The sequence below is a fragment of the Verrucomicrobiota bacterium genome, assembly GCA_016200005.1.
GTDB lineage: Bacteria > Verrucomicrobiota > Verrucomicrobiia > Limisphaerales > PALSA-1396 > PALSA-1396.
Genome location: JACQFP010000017.1, coordinates 45,854 through 63,941 on the forward strand (window position 1 = coordinate 45,854; position 18,088 = coordinate 63,941).

General features: G+C 58.8%; 16 protein-coding genes and 2 pseudogenes. 15 read left to right on the forward strand and 3 right to left on the reverse strand.

Features of this window, described 5'->3' with window-relative positions:
- Positions 1–463: 463 nt before the first annotated feature.
- Together HY298_05445 and HY298_05450 are read right to left on the reverse strand one after the other, a co-directional pair.
- Positions 464–1,705, reverse strand: a complete 1,242-nt coding sequence (locus HY298_05445) for an anion transporter (GenBank protein MBI3849722.1) — start codon at positions 1,703–1,705, stop codon at positions 464–466.
- Positions 1,706–1,778: 73 nt separating this feature from the next.
- Positions 1,779–2,678, reverse strand: coding sequence for a LysR family transcriptional regulator (locus HY298_05450; protein MBI3849723.1), 900 nt, complete (start codon positions 2,676–2,678; stop codon positions 1,779–1,781).
- Between the two features lie 134 nt (positions 2,679–2,812).
- On the opposite strand from HY298_05450, the gene HY298_05455 reads away from it, so the two are divergent.
- The 9 genes and pseudogenes from HY298_05455 to HY298_05495 all read left to right on the forward strand — a co-directional run bounded on the left by HY298_05455 (position 2,813) and on the right by HY298_05495 (position 11,988).
- Entirely contained in the window at positions 2,813–3,031 is a 219-nt protein-coding gene (locus tag HY298_05455) for a PGPGW domain-containing protein (protein ID MBI3849724.1), read from the forward strand.
- Positions 3,032–3,045: 14 nt separating this feature from the next.
- Positions 3,046–3,408, forward strand: a complete 363-nt coding sequence (locus HY298_05460; GenBank protein MBI3849725.1) for an HPF/RaiA family ribosome-associated protein — start codon at positions 3,046–3,048, stop codon at positions 3,406–3,408.
- Positions 3,409–3,458: 50 nt separating this feature from the next.
- Positions 3,459–3,782, forward strand: coding sequence for a hypothetical protein (locus HY298_05465; GenBank protein MBI3849726.1), 324 nt, complete (start codon positions 3,459–3,461; stop codon positions 3,780–3,782).
- 96 nt (positions 3,783–3,878) lie between these two features.
- Positions 3,879–5,306 (forward strand): annotated as a pseudogene (locus HY298_05470) (HlyC/CorC family transporter).
- Between the two features lie 177 nt (positions 5,307–5,483).
- Complete coding sequence (locus tag HY298_05475) at positions 5,484–5,783, forward strand: PadR family transcriptional regulator (protein MBI3849727.1); 300 nt, start codon at positions 5,484–5,486, stop codon at positions 5,781–5,783.
- Positions 5,784–5,786: 3 nt separating this feature from the next.
- A complete protein-coding gene (locus HY298_05480) occupies positions 5,787–7,223 on the forward strand; it encodes a TolC family protein (GenBank protein ID MBI3849728.1) in 1,437 nt (478 codons plus the stop codon).
- A complete protein-coding gene (locus tag HY298_05485; GenBank protein ID MBI3849729.1) occupies positions 7,220–8,254 on the forward strand; it encodes a hypothetical protein in 1,035 nt (344 codons plus the stop codon). Before HY298_05480 ends, HY298_05485 begins: the two co-directional genes overlap by 4 nt.
- Complete coding sequence (locus HY298_05490) at positions 8,254–8,874, forward strand: isoprenylcysteine carboxylmethyltransferase family protein (GenBank protein MBI3849730.1); 621 nt, start codon at positions 8,254–8,256, stop codon at positions 8,872–8,874. The genes HY298_05485 and HY298_05490 overlap by 1 nt, the downstream gene beginning before the upstream one ends.
- Positions 8,875–8,893: 19 nt before the next feature.
- Positions 8,894–11,988, forward strand: a pseudogene (locus HY298_05495) (efflux RND transporter permease subunit).
- A 275-nt stretch (positions 11,989–12,263) separates the two neighbouring features.
- Here HY298_05495 and HY298_05500 read toward each other — a convergent pair.
- Complete coding sequence (locus tag HY298_05500; GenBank protein ID MBI3849731.1) at positions 12,264–13,046, reverse strand: IS5 family transposase; 783 nt, start codon at positions 13,044–13,046, stop codon at positions 12,264–12,266.
- Between the two features lie 148 nt (positions 13,047–13,194).
- Between HY298_05500 and HY298_05505 the strand changes: the two genes are divergently transcribed.
- The 6 genes from HY298_05505 (at position 13,195) to HY298_05530 (ending at position 17,413) form a co-directional block, all read left to right on the forward strand.
- The gene (locus tag HY298_05505; GenBank protein ID MBI3849732.1) at positions 13,195–13,692 is read left to right on the forward strand and encodes a heavy metal-responsive transcriptional regulator; all 498 of its coding nucleotides are present in this window, start codon (positions 13,195–13,197) and stop codon (positions 13,690–13,692) included.
- Between the two features lie 22 nt (positions 13,693–13,714).
- Positions 13,715–14,185, forward strand: a complete 471-nt coding sequence (locus HY298_05510) for a copper chaperone Copz family protein (protein MBI3849733.1) — start codon at positions 13,715–13,717, stop codon at positions 14,183–14,185.
- 134 nt (positions 14,186–14,319) lie between these two features.
- A complete protein-coding gene (locus HY298_05515) occupies positions 14,320–15,171 on the forward strand; it encodes a relaxase domain-containing protein (protein ID MBI3849734.1) in 852 nt (283 codons plus the stop codon).
- Between the two features lie 455 nt (positions 15,172–15,626).
- Positions 15,627–16,019 carry a hypothetical protein gene (locus HY298_05520; GenBank protein ID MBI3849735.1) on the forward strand — a complete coding sequence of 131 codons (393 nt, stop codon included), beginning with the start codon at positions 15,627–15,629 and terminating at the stop codon, positions 16,017–16,019.
- Positions 16,016–16,837: a hypothetical protein gene (locus HY298_05525; GenBank protein MBI3849736.1), complete on the forward strand. Its 822-nt coding sequence runs from the start codon at positions 16,016–16,018 to the stop codon at positions 16,835–16,837. The genes HY298_05520 and HY298_05525 overlap by 4 nt, the downstream gene beginning before the upstream one ends.
- Positions 16,838–16,840: 3 nt before the next feature.
- Entirely contained in the window at positions 16,841–17,413 is a 573-nt protein-coding gene (locus tag HY298_05530; protein ID MBI3849737.1) for a hypothetical protein, read from the forward strand.
- The last annotated feature ends 675 nt before the right edge of the window (positions 17,414–18,088 follow it).

Sequence of the window (18,088 nt, forward strand, 5' to 3'; positions counted from 1 at the left end):
TTGCGAGTTCGCGGATGCGGACTGTTTGCTGCCGCGCTTGTTGGCGTGGACCGAACACGGATACGCACTGTTCGTGGACACGGACGGGTTGAGTCCGCGCCCTGTATTGGGCCTGTCCGCGTTCGCGGAATTGCCGCGCTTGCGGCCATGAATCACTGACATTGCGCGGCTGTTCTGCGCCTTCACCGCGACTGCTTCGCGGACGCAGAAACCTTAGCGAGCTAAGGAGTAAGGCTTGTCCTGTCTTAAACATGATGACAAACACACTGTTTCTTTTGCTCCAACAACTCGTCGCGCCAGTTCTTCAGTTGCGTGGCGACAGTTTCAATGCGGGTGGTCTGTTCAATCGCGCCCACTTCGATGCGCCCGGCGTAGTGAGCAGCTAACATCCGCCAACTCCGCTCTCCATTCCAAGCGAATGCACTCCGCGGAAGGAAACTGCTTTTGCCCAGTCTCCATTTGCTTATTCGAGCAACAAGAGAATGCACATACCCACAATTGTCGTCAGAATGGTGACCGGAATACCGTACCGGGCGTAGTCCCAAAAGCCGAATTGCACGTGCTTGCGTGCCGATTCGATAACGATGATGTTGGCGACAGAGCCAAGGATCGTGAGGTTGCCTGCGAACGTCGTAGCCAGAGCCATGACTTTCCACATCAATTCAGGATGGGTGAAATTGTTCATCCATTTCGCTGCCAAAAGGACGAATGGAACGTTCGAAAAAACGTTCGAGCCAAGTGCCGAAAACCACGCGAAGTTCCAACTCTGACTTGCCGCAGAAGATCCAAAGACGCCGTGAATGTGCTGATAAATTTGGTCGGGCAGCCCTGTACTGTCCAGTGATTCCACCACGACGAATAACCCGGCGAAGAAAACCAATAAATGCCAGTCCACGAGCTTCAGTACTTCGTGGGTGTCGCGTCGGCCCAACACCATCAACACTGCTCCCCCAGCCAGCGCGGTCCACGACAGATTGAGACCTGCAATGAAACTCGCGAACACGAGCACGAGGACAGTGCATGTCAACAGCAGGAGTGAGCGATCCACTTTGGCTGGTTCAGCCTCCGGGCGGTGAAGCATAGCGCGGCCCAGGATTTTGCGAAAACCGATCCGCAGAATGACGTACTCGACCAACAGCCCGACGACAGCGGTCGGCAAAAGCGATACGGAGAACCGTAGAAAAGGGATGTCGGAGAGATGGCCAATGATCATATTCTGGGGATTTCCAACAAGCGTCGCCACGCTGCCGATATTGACACTCTTTGCCAGAGCCAACAAATAAGGCGGCAGGGGCAGGTTGCCACGACCGATGACTGTCACAACGAGCGGTGTGAGCATGAGGCAAACAGCGTCATTGACAAGCAACGCCGATAGAATTCCTGAAGCCAAGAGCAGATATAACAGCAGGGATTGCGGTGTCTTGGCGTGATGCAAAATCCAGTGCGCGGCCCAATCGAAGAATCCCGCCAGAAACAAATACGCGGAGATAAGCATCATTCCTAGCAGCAACACCAGCGTATCATAGTCCACATAGCGATAAGCCTGCTGAGGAGTTACGACTCCGCAAGCAACCATCAGCACCGTGCCCAACAGGGCTGCCGCCGGCCGGTTCAGCGGTAATATCTTCAGACTCCGCCCGCTGATGAGCAGATACGTGATGCAAAAGATGATGATGGCCAGGACTTCTTTCTCGGCTGCTTTCACAAATGTTTAACCGGTTTCTCCGTTGCCCGGCGGTCGTGCCGGTTTCTCGCGATTCCACCAATGAGCCAATCTGTCAGCCTGACAGCGGCATTTTCGCTCGTGATGTAATTGCCAACACTGCCGGATGCGTGAGCTTGCGCTCCGGCGTGATCGCATAGAATTGTTGCTTGCATTCATCCGTTCGCCCGATGGTGCGAAAACCGAAGCGTGCGACGATTTCCTTCACGACAATCGTCGGTACTGTCATGAACCCCAAGCCGTGTAGTGCGAGCACATTCACCAAGGCTGGGTCGTAGAATTCTCCGACCAGACGCGGGCGAACGCCCACGCCATGAAACCACTTTTCCAGCGAACGCCGCAATCCTGTGTTCGACATCGGCAATAGTGCGGGCGCTCCATTCAACGACTTCGGAAAACCGCGCCGGAGTTTCGCGGCCAGTTGTGGCACTGCGCAGAAGGTCACGCCGGATTCGCCCAGAAAATGGTTGAAGACATTCGTGGTGACTCCGCTGGAGGCTGGTTCGTCCGCCAGCACAAGGTCGAGCCGATATGAAGCCAATTCCACGAGCATGTCGGACACGCTGGTTTCCCAGCAGGAGACCTGCACCGGCTGCGGAAGGCGAAAAACAGGCTCGATGATGTGGTAAGCAACCAGTTTCGGCAGCGCATCGGCGACTCCGAGATTCACCCGCAACGGGCGCGATGTGGGCCGCTGTTTAACCGCGCTCAACAAGTCCTGTCCGAGTGAAAAAATTTCCTCCGCATAGCTCAATACCTGTTGGCCTGCATCCGTGAGGGCAAGATTGCGACCGGCCCGTCGAAACAATTTTCCACCGAGCATCCCTTCGAGTGCCTGAATCTGCGCGCTGATGGTGGGTTGCGAGACGTGGAGCTTGGCTGCGGCCTTGGTCAGGCCTCCTTCTTTCGCGACGGTCCAGAAGTAACGCAAGTGGTGATAATTCAGAAATTCCACCATTCACGTTCTTTCACTTAAACCTAAAAGTCCAATCGAGAAATCGTATTGGTCTAAGCCTCGTTCGAGCGAGAAGTTTGGAGCGATGGAAAACGTGTCCCCGGAAACAGGGGACTAACGAAGCGAACGAAACTATGAAACACATCAAGCGCATTGTGGTAATCGTCGTGGGCGGGACAGTGCTGGCTATCGGCGTCGCGTTCATCGTGTTGCCCGGCCCGGCGTTCATCGTGATTCCGTTCGGGTTGGCGATTCTTGCGGTTGAATTTGCATGGGCGCGGCGATGGCTGCACAAAGCCCGCGAACTGCTCCAAAGAAGGGGCGGAGCCGTTGAGCAAAAGGAGGTCGCATGATGACGTCGAACTCCATGAAAATTCAGTTCCACATTCGCGGTCTCAATATCAACGCCGGTTCACGCCGTTGGCTGGAGCAATCCCTCGGACGATTGCAGAGCCTCATTTCGATCACGGCCGCTGCGGTGGTGCTGGAACATCGGCGGGACGAAGCCCCGCCTTTCCGCTCGTTCGTTTCGTTGGCCGTGCCCGGACCGGACATCCACGCCGAAGCCCACGACCACACGGCGGAAGCGGCCTGGCTCAAAGTCACCGCAGACCTGCGCCAGCAAATTGTGGAGCGCAAAGGCAGTCAACAACTCCGGCGCAAGGGCCGTCGCCAGCATCCGTTAACGGCCAGTCCCTGGTGCGGTGCGCCGGTCGCTGGCCGGGCTTGAGGCCCGGTTAATCGTCGCGGCAAGAACAAACAAACGAGAAAGGTCAAAACATGAAGAACGGAACGAAAAAGAACGGAACGAACGGCAGAACCGATGACAAGCCCGGACCGAAGCGGATTCATTTTGAATTCACTTCGCCGACCGCCGAATCAGTTGCCATCGCCGGCACGTTTAATGAGTGGAAGCCGAGCGCAACTCCGATGATCGCTCTGGGCGAAGGCCGCTGGGCGAAGGACTTGGCCTTACCGCCCGGCGACTACGAGTATTGCCTGGTGGTGGACGGCCAATGGACGCCCGATCCGCAAGTTACGGAGACCGTGCCCAATCCATTCGGCGGCGTGAACTCGGTTCGCAAGGTGGGCAACGGCGTCTGATTGCCGCAGACCACGCAGATTACCTGGGAAGGTTTGCGAGCTTCGCGTCGCCAGCGGTAGTTAGATTCGTCTGCGGCTGGACGGCAAAGGTCACACATGAACACCAACGAAATTCCGATGACGATCTTGCAACTGGCCGCCGTGCCGTTGTTGGTGCTGCTCAATGGCTTTTTCGTCGCGGCGGAGTTCGCCTTGGTCAAAATCCGCGATACCCAACTCGAAACCCTCGTGTCAAAAGGACATCGTCGGGCGAAGGTGGCGCGGCGCATTGTGCGAAATCTCGACGCGGCCCTCAGCTCCACTCAACTTGGCATCACGCTCGCCAGCCTGGGCCTCGGCTGGGTGGGCAAACCGGTGTTCGCGTCCCTGTTAGCGCCGGTGTTGAAATACTTCAACGTTGATCCGGCGCAAGCGGACTGGCTTGCCTTCGCGGTCGGCTTCACAATTATCACCTTCCTGCACATTGTCGTGGGGGAACTCGCGCCCAAATAGTTGGCCATTCAAAAGCCACTAGCGACCTCCCTGTGGGTCGCGACACCGCTGCAATGGTTTTACAAACTCTTTTATCCCGTCATCTGGCTTCTCAACCACGCTGCGTTCTGGCTGCTGCGCCGCTGCGGGCTTCAACCAGTCAGCGAAACTGAGTTGGTCCACTCCGAGGAGGAAATCCGCCTGATCATCGGCCAATCGCGACGCCACACCAACGGCCCGACACTGGGACAGGACATCGCGCTGAATGCCTTCGGGCTGCGGCTGCGGCACGCGCGGGAAGTGATGCGTCCACGCCACGAAATTGTCGGGTTGGATACAGAAGCCACCGTGGCCGAGTGTTTGGCCTTGGCTCAGCAAACACGTTATTCGCGCTTTCCGCTGTGTGAAGGCGGCGATTTGGACAAGACGCTCGGCGTAATCAACTCCAAGGACATCGTCGCCTTGCGGCACGAGGCCAAATCTGGCCGTGACCTGGTCAAGGTTGCCCGCAAGATCATCTTCGTCCCGGAAACTGCCCGATTGGAAAAACTGTTGAGCCTCTTTCTTCAACGCAAACAGCACTTCGCGATCGTCGTGGACGAATACGGCGGCACACTTGGGCTGGTGACTCTGGAAAACGTTCTGGAGGAACTGGTCGGACCGATTGAAGATGAATTCGATCAGGAAGAACCGCTCATCCGACGAATGGGCGAGGACACTTGGGAACTGAACGGATCGTTGCCCACGCACAAATTGGGTGAGTTGATCGGCACACAATTGGACGCCACCGGCGACGTAAGCACTGTGTCAGGATTGATGACGCGGCACTTGGGCCGATTTTCACGAGTCGGCGACTCCGTGACGTTTGGCACATGGGAATTGCGGGTCGAAGAAATGACCGGGACTCGGGTAGTGCGATTCAACCTAACCCGGCGGGCCGAGACTGATGAACCCACTCTCTCCGAAACCGTCACGCTCGTCGCCGAGCCGACCGATCTAGGCCCAACGAAGCCTGGCGCTGGGCAACGCCAATTGCTTTCGACCCGAAAGTGAATTTGTGGGGCATCCGCCTCGCAGGACGCGCCGGTCTGCGATTGGCCATCGGGCCGCACACTAAATATGGATTGGAAGCGGCGGTTCTGAATCTTTCGCGAGCGCGGGCTTGACCAACTTCTCACTTCCTTCATATCGTCAGCGCGTCAGTATCGGAAACCGATAACATGCGAAGACATGATTGACCGCGATTTCATGCGGGGTTTTGCGAAGCTCTACACGCTCTGGCGGGCATCCAAGGGCGAGGTTTACGGCCTGGAAATCATGCAGGAGATGCGCGGCCTCGGTTTCAATCTGAGTCCCGGAACGCTTTATCCCACCTTGCGTGCGTTGCTGGAAGAAAAAGATGTGAAGGTGACGAATCGCATTGTGAACGGAAAGGTCCGCAAATGTTACCGCGCCACGGCGAAGGGCCGGAAGGAAGTCGAGGAAGTCATCGAACGGTTGTCGTTTCTAATGCGGAAAGTGTTTCGCTGAACTATGGGCAGACTCGCAAATCGAACCAGTATTGCCACACTGACGCTCCTGTTGGCGTTGGCGTCTGGCTGTGTTCACTACAAGCCGAAGCCGCTCGCGCCGACTCAGTTCATCAGTAATCTCGAATCACGCACGCTCACCGATGGAGGCTTGCGAGCGTTCATCGAGACGAATGCACCGGAGGCCGCGAAGGATTGGCCGCGCCGGTCGTGGGATTTGTCCACGCTCACGCTGGTTGCGTTTTACTTTCATCCAAGCCTCGACGTGGCGCGGGCAAACGTCGGCGTGGCGGAGGCGGGCGTCATCACGGCGGGTGGGCGGCCCAATCCGGCCTTGTCATGGTCGCCGCAATACAGCGCCAATTCTCCCGGCGGTGTCTCGCCGTGGACGCTTGGATTCAATCTCGACATCCCGATTGAGACGGCAGGCAAACGCGGGTATCGCATCGCGCACGCGAAACAACTCACCGAAGCGGCGCGGCTGAAAATCGCCGAGACGGGTTGGAAGGTGCGGAGCGCCGTTCGCGCGGCGCTCTTGGAACACTTGCTGACGCGACGTGACATCGAATTGCTGCACACCGAAATCACCGCCCGCTCGAACGTGGTTCAATTGATGGAGCGGCGGTTTGCCGTCGGCGAAGTGTCGCGCACGGAAGTGGACGCGGCGCGGACGCAACTGGTGCAAACGCGCGTGGCCCTGCGGGCGGCGGAGGGGCGCGTGCAGGAAAGCCGCGTCGCTATTGCCACGGCGCTCGGCGTCACGCCATCCGCTGTTGAGAGCGCGAGCTTCGACTGGCCCGACTTGGAGAAGTTGCCAGGTGAGCAATCTCTCTCTGTCGAAACCGTTCAGACGGCTGGGCTGCTCAATCGCCTTGACGTGCGCGGCGCTCTCGCGGACTACGCGGCAACCGAGCGGGCGTTGCAACTCGAAATCGCCAGGCAATATCCCGACGTGCATTTGCAGCCCGGTTACACATTTGACCGGGGCGAGAATAGATTCGCGTTCGGCCTGTCGGTCGAGTTGCCGGTGCTCAACCAGAACCAAGGCCCGATTGCCGAAGCGACGGCGCGCCGCGAGAAAGCCGCCGCCGATTTTCTCGCCTTGCAGGCGCAAATCATCGGTGAGCTTCACAAGGCCCGCGCTCAATTCCAGGCGGCGCTGGCCGAGTTGAAGGAAGTCGAAACTTCTTTGACCGAACTTCAAGACCGCACGGAGAAGCTCACGCGACGCGCCGTGGAACTTGGCGAAGCCGACCGGCTGGCGCTGGCGAGTGTGCAACTGCAACGACTCCTCGTGGCGCGGGCGCGGCTCAATGCGCTGCGCCGGGCGCAGACGGCGCTCGGTGCGCTTGAAGACGCAGTGCAACGTCCACTCGCGCCAGCGACCGCACTGCCCGCAGTTCCACTCATGCAGCATCGCGAAGCTAAGGAATCGAAATGAAGAAACCTATCAAGTGGCTCATCGGGATCGTAGCCGTGGTTGGCATCGTTGGCGGCCTGACCTTCGCCTTCGTCGAAGGTCGTAAAGAAATGGCGCGCGAGCGTGAGCGAGAAAAACCAGTAAAGACTCCACCGCGCACCAGCCGGACGCCCGGCGGCGAAGCCGTCATCAAGCTCGATGCCGAAACCCGCCAGCGCGTCACGATTGCCGTTGCGCCGCTGGCGGCGGCCACGCACGCGCCGGAAGTAAAGGCGTTCGGCAGTGTGCTTGATCCCGCGCCCCTGCTGGCGCTGCACGGCGAACTCGTCGCCGCCGAAGTCGCGCTGACCAATTCCACCGCGCAATACCAGCGCACCAAGGCGCTGTTCGAGGACGACCAGAACGCCTCGCGTCGCGCGCTTGATGCCGCGGAGGCGCAGCAACGCACCGATTCCGCCCGGCTGCTCAACGCCCAGCAACGCTGGACGCTCGCCACGGGAGACGCCGCCGCGAAGATGAATTCAGCCGAACGCGACCAGTTCGTGACGAAACTCGTGAACCGCGAACTCGCGCTCATTCGTGTCGAAGTTCCTCCCGGCGACAAGTTGGTTTCGCCAACCGGCGGTCGCGTCACGTTGCAGGGCGATGAAGACCAGTCCATCACCGTTCGCTCGGTTTACTCCGCTCCCACCGTGGACGAGAAGACGCGCGGTCAAGCTTCCCTGCTCGTCGTGGAACAGCCCGGCCCGCGTCTGCGTCCCGGCGCAGTGGCGACCGCGTTCTTCAAGTTGCCCGGCGACGAGGCGAGCGGCGTGATGTTGCCTTCGCGCGCGGTGGTCCGCGCGGCGGGACTGGCGTGGGCTTACGTGCAAACGGCAGAGAATGAATTCACGCGCCGCGAAGTTTCCACCAGCGCGCCGATGCCGGACGGCTGGTTCGTGACCAAGAACTTCAAACCCGGCGAGCAAGTCGTCGTGACCGGCGCGCAGACGTTGCTTTCCGAAGAATTCAAATCGCAAATCAGCGTGGGCGACGAAGCGGAGAAACAGTAATGAAATCGGCAACAAAGACAGGATTGGGTTTTCGCAACCGGGGAGCCATTGGAGTCGCGTTGCTCGGTCCGGCGACCGTCGTTACCGTCATCTCAACCCCGGTGATTGCTGAGAGCACATGGTTAGACCCTGCCGTGGACCTGTTGGCTTGGGGCGTGTTCATTCTAGGATTGTTTTTCAGGATTTGGGGCACGCTGTATGTCGGAGCGCGCAAACTCCACACCTTGGTCAGCGAAGGCCCGTATTCGATTTGCCGGAATCCGTTGTATGTGGGTTCTTTTTTGGTCGCGGTTTCAGCCGGGCTATTTCTCAAGAGCCTGATATTCGCTGCCGCGTTGGGATTCGCAATGGCCGCCTACGTCTGGGCCACCGTTCCCGCCGAAGAAAGACAACTGCGCGAAACGCTTGGGCCAGCCTACGACGAGTATTGCAAAAATGTGCCTCGCTACTGGCCGCGCTTCTCCCTGTTTCATACACCCGAAACTGTTGAGGTGAAAGTCAAAGGACTGCGTATGGAACTCAAACGGGTTCTGGTCTGGATTTGGCTTCCGTTTCTTGGCGAGCTCATCGCCCATTTGCGCGTCGAGCCGTGGTGGCCGCATTTGTTTCATCTTCCATAGCCAATCCCTGGATTCACTCATGCTCAACGCCATCGTTCGCTTCTCTCTCCGGTTTCGCGGCGTCGTCATTGCGCTGGCGTGCGCGCTTGTGGCCTACGGGCTTTACGTGACGACGCGCGCCAAGCTCGACGTGTTCCCGGATTTCCTGCCGCCGCAGGTCGTCATTCAAGCCGAAGCGCCCGGTCTCTCCGCTGAAGAAGTCGAGCAGCTCGTCACGCGCCCGGTTGAGAACGCCATCAACGGCGTCGGCGATCTCGACGCGCTACGCTCGCAATCCATCCAGGGTCTCTCGGTCGTCACCGCCATTTTCCGCGACGGCACGGACATTTACCGGGCGCGGCAACTCGTCGCCGAACGCCTCGCCGAAATCAGCGGCAAACTCCCGTCCGGCCTGCCGCCGCCCCGCATGTCCCCGCTGACTTCCTCGACGAGCATGGTGCTGGCGTTCGGTCTGACTTCAACCAACCGTTCGCTGATGGAGCTTCGCACGTTCGCCGACGCGGTGTTGCAGCCGCGCCTGCTCGGCGTGCCGGGCGTGGCGAAGGTGTCCGTGTTCGGCGGCGAAGTGCGGCAATTGCAAATCCAGGTGAACCCCGAGCGTCTGCGCGCGTTCAATCTCTCGCTTGACGACATCGTGAGCGCGGCCCGGAACGCGACGGGCAAACGCGGCGCGGGCTTTGTGGAAGACGAGAACCAGCGCATCACACTGCGCAGTGAGGGCGCGCTCCTGACGGCGCAACAACTCGGCGAAGTCGTCTTCGCGCATCACGCGGGGCGCAGCTTGCGGTTCAAGGACGTGGCGACGGTGACAGAAGGGCCAGAACCGCCCATCGGCGCGGCGTCCATCATGGGCAAGCCTGGCATTCAACTCGTGGTGTCCAGCCAACTCGGTGCGAACACGATGGAAGTGACAAAACAACTCGAACGTGCGCTGGACGAACTCAAACCCGCGATGGCCGCGCAGAAAATCACCTTGCACGAACGGCTGTTCCGCCCCGCGAACTTCATTGAGACGGCCATCCGCAATGTGCGCTTCTCGCTCCTGCTCGGCGGCGTGCTTGTGGCCGTGGTGCTGTTTCTGTTTCTCGCCAACTTCCGCACGGCGGCAATTTCGTTCACAGCAATTCCGCTATCGTTGCTTGGCGCGGTCATCGTCCTCGACAAGCTCGGCATCTCGCTGAACACGCTCACACTCGGCGGGCTGGCCATTGCCATCGGCGAGGTTGTGGACGACGCCATCATTGATGTGGAAAACATCCTGCGCCGCCTGCGCGAAAACGCCGCGAGTGCCGCGCCCAAGCCAGTATTTCAAGTCGTGCTCGATGCGTCCCTCGAAGTCCGCACCGCCGTCGTTTACGCCACGTTTATCGTCGCGCTGGTGTTCGTGCCGGTGCTCGCGATGGGCGGCATCCAGGGCAAACTCTTTTCGCCCCTGGGCCTCGCTTACATTCTGGCCATCATGATTTCGCTGGTCGTCGCGCTCACCCTGACGCCCGCGATGGCCTTCGCTTTCTTCCACAAGAAGCTGCCGAGTCGCGGCGAGCCGGGCTACATGCTCAAGCTCAAAAGCGGTTATCGCAATCTGGTCGCGCGCATCATGGCTTACCCACGTCGCGTCATCGCGGGGGTCACAGTGATGAGTCTGCTGGCCGTGGCAGCGCTGCCGTTCTTCGGCGGTGCGTTTCTGCCAGAACTGCGCGAGGGCCATTTCATCGTCCACATGAGCGCCGTGCCGGGAACGTCGTTGCCGGAATCGCTGCGCCTCGGCGCGGCGGTCACAGCGGAACTGCTCAAGAACCCGCACATCCGCTCTGTGGCGCAGCGCGTGGGCCGCGCGGAACTCGCGGACGACACCTGGGGATCGCACTACAGCGAGTTCAATGTGGACTTGAAGCCGCTCTCCGGCGAGGAAGGCGAGTTCGTGCAGTCGGAGATTCGTGATGCGCTCCTGAAATTCCCCGGCGTCTATTTCGCCATAAAACCGTTCCTCACCGAGCGCATCGAAGAAACGATTTCCGGCACAACCGCCGAAGTCGTCATCAAACTTTTCGGTGAAGACCTCGATCAACTTGACGCCACGGCGCAGCAAGTCGCCCGCATCGTCGGCGGCGTTGAAGGCGCGGCGGATGTGCAGGTCGAATCACCGCCCGGCGCGCCACAACAAGTCATCAAGCTTCGGCCAGACAAATTGCGCGAGTTTGGGTTTGCGCCCGTGACTGTGCTCAACGCGATTGAAACGGCCTATCAGGGCACAGTCGTCGGCCAGACTTACGAAGGCAATCGCAGCTTTGATGTCACCGTGCTTCTCGACGCGAAATTCCGCAAGCGACCGGAAAATGTCGGTGCGCTGCTGCTCCGCAACGCCGACGGTGCGCTCGTGCCCGCCACCGCCGTCGCCGACATTTACATGGGCACGGGCCGTTACCTCATCACGCACGAAGGCGCGCGGCGTCGGCAAGGCGTGACTTGCAACGTGCGCGGACGCGACGTGGACTCATTCGTCGCCGAAGTGCGCGACAAAGTTGCCGCCGCGTTGCCGAAAAGCGTCTATGCCGAATTCACCGGCGTGGCCGAAGCCAAAGCAGCGGCGCAACGCGACATCTTGGTTTACTCGCTGCTGCCGGCGTCGGGGTCGTGCTGCTCTTGGGCATTGCGTTTCACAACCCGCGCAACCTGTTCCTCGTGCTGGCGAATCTGCCGTTCGCGCTCGTCGGCGGAGTGCTGGCGATTTTCTTCACCGGCGGCTGGCTCACGGTCGGATCGCTGGTCGGACTCGTGACATTGTTCGGCATCAGCACGCGCAACTCGATCATGCTCGTCTCGCACTTCGAGCATCTCGTCATGCAGGAAGGCTGTACGTGGAATCTCGACACCGCCTTGCGCGGTGCAGCGGAACGCTTCGTCCCCATTGTGATGACCGCGCTCGTGACCGCGCTCGGCCTCGCACCGATTGCCGCCAGTTGGGGCGAACCCGGCCAGGAAATCGAATCGCCAATGGCCATTGTCATTCTCGCGGGCCTCGTCACTTCCACTGTGCTGAATCTGCTCGTCCTGCCAACGCTGGCGGTGCGGTTTGGGCGTTTTGAACGAAGCGAGACCAGAACTTTGATTTGAGCGGGCGCGCGGTTTCGGTTAAAAAGATTTGACCGAGTTCGCCGAAAATTTTAACGCGAGTTGAATTTGAAAAGTTTTGCCCAAGTTGAATGGAGTTATTGCCATCGTCGCGACGGCCTGCGTGGGTCAAAGCGAAAGTTCCGCAAAAACACATTTACGTGGAATACGAACCTGCGAAAATAGAGGAAGAAGCCCTTCAGAAGGCTGTGGAACGAGCCGGGTTCACGGCCGTTGAGGTCTAAGAGCCTGTCTGAAAAATGATGAAGCGCATGGAATCAAGCGAGTCTGCGGAGCATGACGCGGATCATGGCGACGAAAATCCAGCCGGTGGCGCTGGCTTCGGATTGTTCGTAGTCGCGCACCAGTCGCCGGTGCTGCATCAGCCAGCCGAAGGTGCGTTCGACCACCCAGCGTTTGGGCAACACCTTGAACCCGCTCACGTCGTCGCTGCGTTTGATGACTTCGACTTCGAGTTTGGGTCGCTGGGTTTTGACCCAGGCGGCGAAGTCTGCTCCGGTGTAGCCGCCATCCACCCAGAGTTTGCGCAGCCAGGTGAAGTGTGGCAGTACGGGTTCGAGCAGTGCCATCGCTCCGGCGCGTTCCGGCGTGTTCGCCGGTTGCACGGCCGCGCCCAGCACCAGTCCCAGCGTGTCCACCAACAGGAATCGTTTGCGGCCCTTGGTCTTTTTGCCCGCGTCGTAGCCGACCGTGCCACCGTGCGGGTTGGAGCGTACGGTCTGGCTGTCGAGCACGGCGGCGGTGGGGCGGGCGCGTTTGTCCTCGGCCTTGCGCGCCCAGGCGCGGAGTTGGGTGTTGAGTTTGCCCAACAGTCCATTGCGACTCCACTGATGGAAGTAATGATAGACCGTTTTCCACGGTGGAAAGGTTTGCGGGAGCAGCCGCCACGGACAACCTGCCTTGGCGAGGTAGCAGATGGCGTCGCAAACGGCCCGCAACGAGGTGCGGGGCCGGCCACGCTTTTTTGCGGCGGGCAGGAGGATTTCCAGGAGTTCCCATTGGGCGTCGGTGAGGTCGGTTTGGTAGGAGGCGATTTTCATCGCCCCAATGGCGCTACCGCGAAAATGAGCCGCACATCCGCACGGCCCATGTCAAGTCATCCCTGCAATTTCACACAACTTTTTTCATCCGCTGTCGCTCAAACCAAAAACTCAAATCACAACAAATCGCTTTCTCAGACAGACTCTAATGCAAACGAAACCGCCGAGCTATCTCATTGGCCAACTCGCAAAGGCTGCGGCCGTAAAGACGGACACCGTTCGCTTTTACGAAAAGTCCGGTCTGCTCCCGCGCACCGAACGCACTGCGGCGGCTTACCGGGTTTACGACAAGACGGCGCTCAAACGATTGCTCTTTATCAAGCAGGCGCAGTCGCTCGGATTCTCGCTAGACGAAATCAAGCGCATCCTCAGCCTGCGCGGACAAGGCACAGAGACGTGCCGCTGTGTCATCGGCATCGCCGAAGCCACCCTGTCTGAAACCGGACAGAAGCTGCGGGAGTTGCAGGAATTTCATGACCGGCTCAAGCACGCGCTGGCCGCCTGGAAACAAAGCGCGGCCCGCCGACGCAAATGCCCCGCCGAGTTTTGTGACCTCATCGAAGGAAGCGCCAGCAAAGTCACGCCGGCACAGCGTCCTACGCTTCCCAAGCAACCATCGCCAGGATTGTGCAAACGGTTTTCTTGACCTTATGTCAGACTGCTGCTGAATCAAACCTCCTGCAAAGGCTGGAACGAACAACTGCCCGGAATGTGGTCAGACCGGCAAGTCCGTCGAGACCAAAACGCTGAAACAAATGGTGCAGCCATGGTATTTGGAACTCGTCAACAAACCGGGCTTTTTCTTCTGCCGCTCGGCGGATTGCGACGTGGTTTATTTCCATCCTGATGGCGACTGTTTACGCAAGCCCGATGTGCGCGTGCGGGTGGGACTCAAGGAAACCGAAGACCCCGTGCCCATCTGCTACTGCTTCGGCTTCACCGAAGCGATGGCGGTCGGGGAAATTCGCGATACGGGCAAATGCACTATCGCTCAACGCATCACCGCCGAAATCAAAGCAGGGAATTGCGCGTGTGAAATCCGCAATCCCCAAGGCTCATGCTGCTTGGGCAACGTCAATGCCGCCGTCAAAAAGGTGATGAAGGTGATGGCTGCGAAAACGTCGGGGGCACTCACCTAGAGTTGAAGGTCAATTGCTCGGTGGCAGTTTTGTTTGCAGCGCAGGCCTCGCGCGGCTTCTGGATGACGACATTGTAAGCGTTAATCTTCTGCTGTAAGGTTGTGGGCTTGGCGACTGCGCAGCATGAGTCGCGCGTGCGAAGATGTATCAGCTACACTAAATGCGAGAACAGTCCGTGTAGTGTCCGTTGCGTGGTCACGGCCAAGACGCAATACAACCTGGCAAACGCGCGGGAATACTTTGAAGAACATCTCTGCGTCGGGGATTACTACGATGAAGGCCAGCGGGTGTCCGGTGAATGGTTTGGCCTCGGTGCGCAACGTCTCGGTTTAGCCGGCAGAATCCGCGCGGATGATTTTCTCCGGCTGTGCGAGAACGAGCATCCGTCTTCCGGCGAGACGCTGACTCAACGGTTGAATACGACGCGGATGGAAGGTGGCGAGAACGCGGCCAATCGCCGGATATTCTTCGACTTCACTTTCTCTCCGCCGAAGTCGGTTTCCATCGCGGGATTCCTGGGCAACGACGAACGGATTCTTGAAGCCCATGCGCGAGCCGTGCGGACGGCATTGAAAGAATTTGAGTCGTTTGCAGCGACTCGCATCCGCGTCGGTGGAGCACAGAGCGACCGGCTCACGGGCAACTTCGCCGCCGCCTTGTTCACGCACGATACGTCGCGCGCGCTCGATCCGCATTTGCACACGCACTGCATCGTATTCAACGCCACTTTTGACGCGGTTGAGAATCGCTGGAAGGCGCTGCAAAACTACGAACTGTTGCGCGCCAGAAAGTTTGCCGAGAACGCCTACTATCACGAATTCGCCCGTGAGTTGCGGAGTTTCGGCTATCGAATTCGCAACCTGCCGCGCGGCGATTTTCAAATGGAGGGTGTTCCCGAAGAACTCTGCCAACGCTTTTCTGCGTGCCTCGAAAACCGGACAGACAAAGCGCCGCCCCAACACCTATACGGTGAGGCACTCAACTGATGTTCCAGAAACGCCGCTCCACACTCCACACGTTTTCAATTTGGTTCCGCTCCGTTTTCTGGAACATCAGTTCAGTGCTCAGAGACGCGAGTCCGCCACGTACCCATCACTGCCAAATCCTCACGAAACCACATCCGCTCAAAACGCTTGCGGCTCAATTTTGAGCCAATGGTTTTGCATCCTATGTGGATGCTTAAAGGTGTGACGCCTCACCCCTACGCGAAAACGTAGGATTTTTGGCTACGCGCCGGGCACACGAAACATCGTGTTGAAAAGCGTTGAAGGGCGTTGACAGATTCAACGTCACTCAACAGATTTCAATGGCGCGATTCAACGCGCTTCAATGCCTTTCAACAAGGCAGCCTGGCCGCTGGCCTTAACTCTCCCGCAATTCTGTTTAACCCGCCCACTACTCGCTAACGCGGAGAGCGCCGTGCGTCATACGCTGTTGGTTGATGAATTCGGAAACCGTGAATGACGCCCTGCCGGTGAAGCGAAAACGATCCGGAGGCGGACGAGCCTTTCATAGTCGGCTCGAACCGTTCGTGGATTTCATCCGTGAACAGCGTCAGCGACGCAGGACGTGGAAGGAAATCGCCGAGCTGCTCCGCGCAGAGAAGGGTTGTGTCATCAGTGCCCAGGGTGTCCATCAGTTCTGGCGTCGTTACACCCAGCGCCAGAACCGGCCGCATTGGGAACGCGAGACGGACAATGCCGCACCAACCAATTCGTCCGGTTCAGCGAACGAACCACCGCGAAGAATTGTGACCGCCTCCACTCCGGCAGAGCGCGCATTCCGGCGACCGAATCCCAGCGACATTAAACTCAACGATCCCACCAAAGTATGAACATCACTCGACGCATCCACTTGAACCCTCAATCCAAAGGCAATCTCGGCAAAAGTTTTGAAGCCGAATTCCGCACCGCCTGGCTCGACCGGCTCGGCATCCCGTGGAACGGCTCAGACCTCGACGACCGCCACCACACGTTTGCCAGTCGGCATCCCGGCGCAGTTCAGTCGTATCAACTCGGCAATGAGCACGAGAGCAAGACAGCGTTGCTTAAACTGTTTCGACGGGTGCTCAAAGACGCTGCGCCCGTCCACGTCATTGACACCCGTGCCCAGGCCGATGCGCTCATCCTCGGCGCGATGGACGAACTGCAAGTCCTCGACATTTGTGCCGACCATGGTGTGCGGCTGACGTTCTTTCTGTTTCCCACTGACGATACCGAGAGCATGACCAACGCTGGGCGACTCTTTCTCTACGCCGGCGACCGCGTGGATTACGTGATCGTTCACAATCCGGCCAAGGCGCGCGGCGATTTGTTCAAAGGCTCGCAACTGGAAAGCCAACTGATTGAGTATGGGGCGAAGGCCATCACGTTGCCGACCATCACTCCAACAACTTTGCTCGCGGCGGAAAAGGCTGAATCAGTGGTCAAACGTGGCTTGAGTTTTGCCGAGCTATCCGACCCGGACGCGAAATACTTGGAACGCCTGCTGGCAGGAGAAATCCAATGGGCGATGCAGCGAATGTTTCGGCAGTATGACGCGATTGCCGATCTGTTGCTGCCGACCGAATTAGCTTCGCGGGAAAAGCCTGTTGCGAGAGCGAACGAAAGTCCAAAAGCAGAGCCGCAACCACAACTCAACTTCGAGGAATGACGTATGGACCGGACTGAATTTGATATTCTGTGCGAGGGAGCAAGCGCGGAAGAAACCCGGCTCTTGTCGAAACTGCTGGCCGAATGGTGCGATGGCGATGAACGCTCGTTCCCCGTTCATCTCGCCCTGCTCACAAGGGCGCAATGGCGGGCGGCTGCCAGCGTGCCCCGGTCAGTTGACCAGTCACGGGAAATCTTGGAGCGGACATTCAGCGAGCATCGGCAACACATCATTGGTCTCGTGAAAAGCTTCGAGGAAGCGACCGAAGCGAAGTTGCAAGCCTTGGAAAAATCTCAGACCGCGCAAGCACGGCAGGCTGGCGAGTCCGTGGAAACATTGCGCTCGCAACTGGCCGAAGTCAGAGCCGTGGCAAAATTGATGGAAGGCGACTTGCGGACTGGTGCGGAAGAATGGCATCGGGCGCATCAGCAGTTCGAGACGGAACGCCGCAAACTCGACACTGCCTTGGGGGCGATGAACCAATACTGGGACATTCAGCAATTGGTTTTCACAGGATTGTTGTTACTGGCCGCGTGCGGCATCGGCCTTTTGATTGGTCATTTTGTCTGGCGCTGACTTCACCGTTCCGGCATCGCCGGAAACCCACCGGAACCAGCGCGCGCTCCGCACCGTGATCGCACCCCGCCGCCCGTGCGTTCACTCTGCTCCGCGCGCGTTCGTTCCGGTTTGAGAATCACGCAGTCGCGTAGCGCTTCCGTTGGAAGCTTGGCGCCGGTCTCTCCGCTTTTTCCGCCATTCCGCCAGACGCTTCATGGCGGGACCGCTCCGTTTCCCGGCAGCCAACATCCCATCACTACGTTCCCGAACGTAACCGCCACTGACTTGGTTGGCTCGGGAAATTTGGACAGCGCACGCCCCCCTTCACCATGAGTAAAACAGGCATTAGCCGTTTGCCACGGATGTCCGGCAATCCCCGAGTCCTTCCTCTGGAGCGACTTAGTTTTTCGCGCATTTCTAAGTATTCGGCTCACGCCATCGGTTTCCAAACAGCCGTTGACACCTGTTCATGTCACTGTGGTGAACTTGGGTAAACCCAAGCAAAGGCGGCCAGTGCTTATTTGGGTGGTCACGACTCGGAGTGCTAATTTCCTAGGAATTTGTCGGACTTAGAATTGGGTTGCTGTGGCGGAGCCTTCTGGTGCCGTTCTGCGCCTGAGCAAAATTATTGTTACTCAACGCCACACCGTTTCCCTGCACTCTCGCAAGCGGTTCTTGACCGTTTTTCTCCCC

Excerpts from the sequence above, each read along its gene's own strand:
- HY298_05520 (MBI3849735.1), top strand. The coding sequence starts at position 15,627 with ATGAATTCGGAAACCGTGAATGACGCCCTGCCGGTGAAGCGAAAACGA.
- HY298_05530 (MBI3849737.1), top strand. The coding sequence starts at position 16,841 with ATGGACCGGACTGAATTTGATATTCTGTGCGAGGGAGCAAGCGCGGAA.
- HY298_05505 (MBI3849732.1), top strand. The coding sequence starts at position 13,195 with ATGCAAACGAAACCGCCGAGCTATCTCATTGGCCAACTCGCAAAGGCT.
- HY298_05460 (MBI3849725.1), top strand. The coding sequence starts at position 3,046 with ATGAAAATTCAGTTCCACATTCGCGGTCTCAATATCAACGCCGGTTCA.
- HY298_05525 (MBI3849736.1), top strand. The coding sequence starts at position 16,016 with ATGAACATCACTCGACGCATCCACTTGAACCCTCAATCCAAAGGCAAT.
- HY298_05465 (MBI3849726.1), top strand. The coding sequence starts at position 3,459 with ATGAAGAACGGAACGAAAAAGAACGGAACGAACGGCAGAACCGATGAC.
- HY298_05475 (MBI3849727.1), top strand. The coding sequence starts at position 5,484 with ATGATTGACCGCGATTTCATGCGGGGTTTTGCGAAGCTCTACACGCTC.
- HY298_05480 (MBI3849728.1), top strand. The coding sequence starts at position 5,787 with ATGGGCAGACTCGCAAATCGAACCAGTATTGCCACACTGACGCTCCTG.
- HY298_05455 (MBI3849724.1), top strand. The coding sequence starts at position 2,813 with ATGAAACACATCAAGCGCATTGTGGTAATCGTCGTGGGCGGGACAGTG.
- HY298_05485 (MBI3849729.1), top strand. The coding sequence starts at position 7,220 with ATGAAGAAACCTATCAAGTGGCTCATCGGGATCGTAGCCGTGGTTGGC.
- HY298_05500 (MBI3849731.1), bottom strand. The coding sequence starts at position 13,046 with ATGAAAATCGCCTCCTACCAAACCGACCTCACCGACGCCCAATGGGAA.
- HY298_05490 (MBI3849730.1), top strand. The coding sequence starts at position 8,254 with ATGAAATCGGCAACAAAGACAGGATTGGGTTTTCGCAACCGGGGAGCC.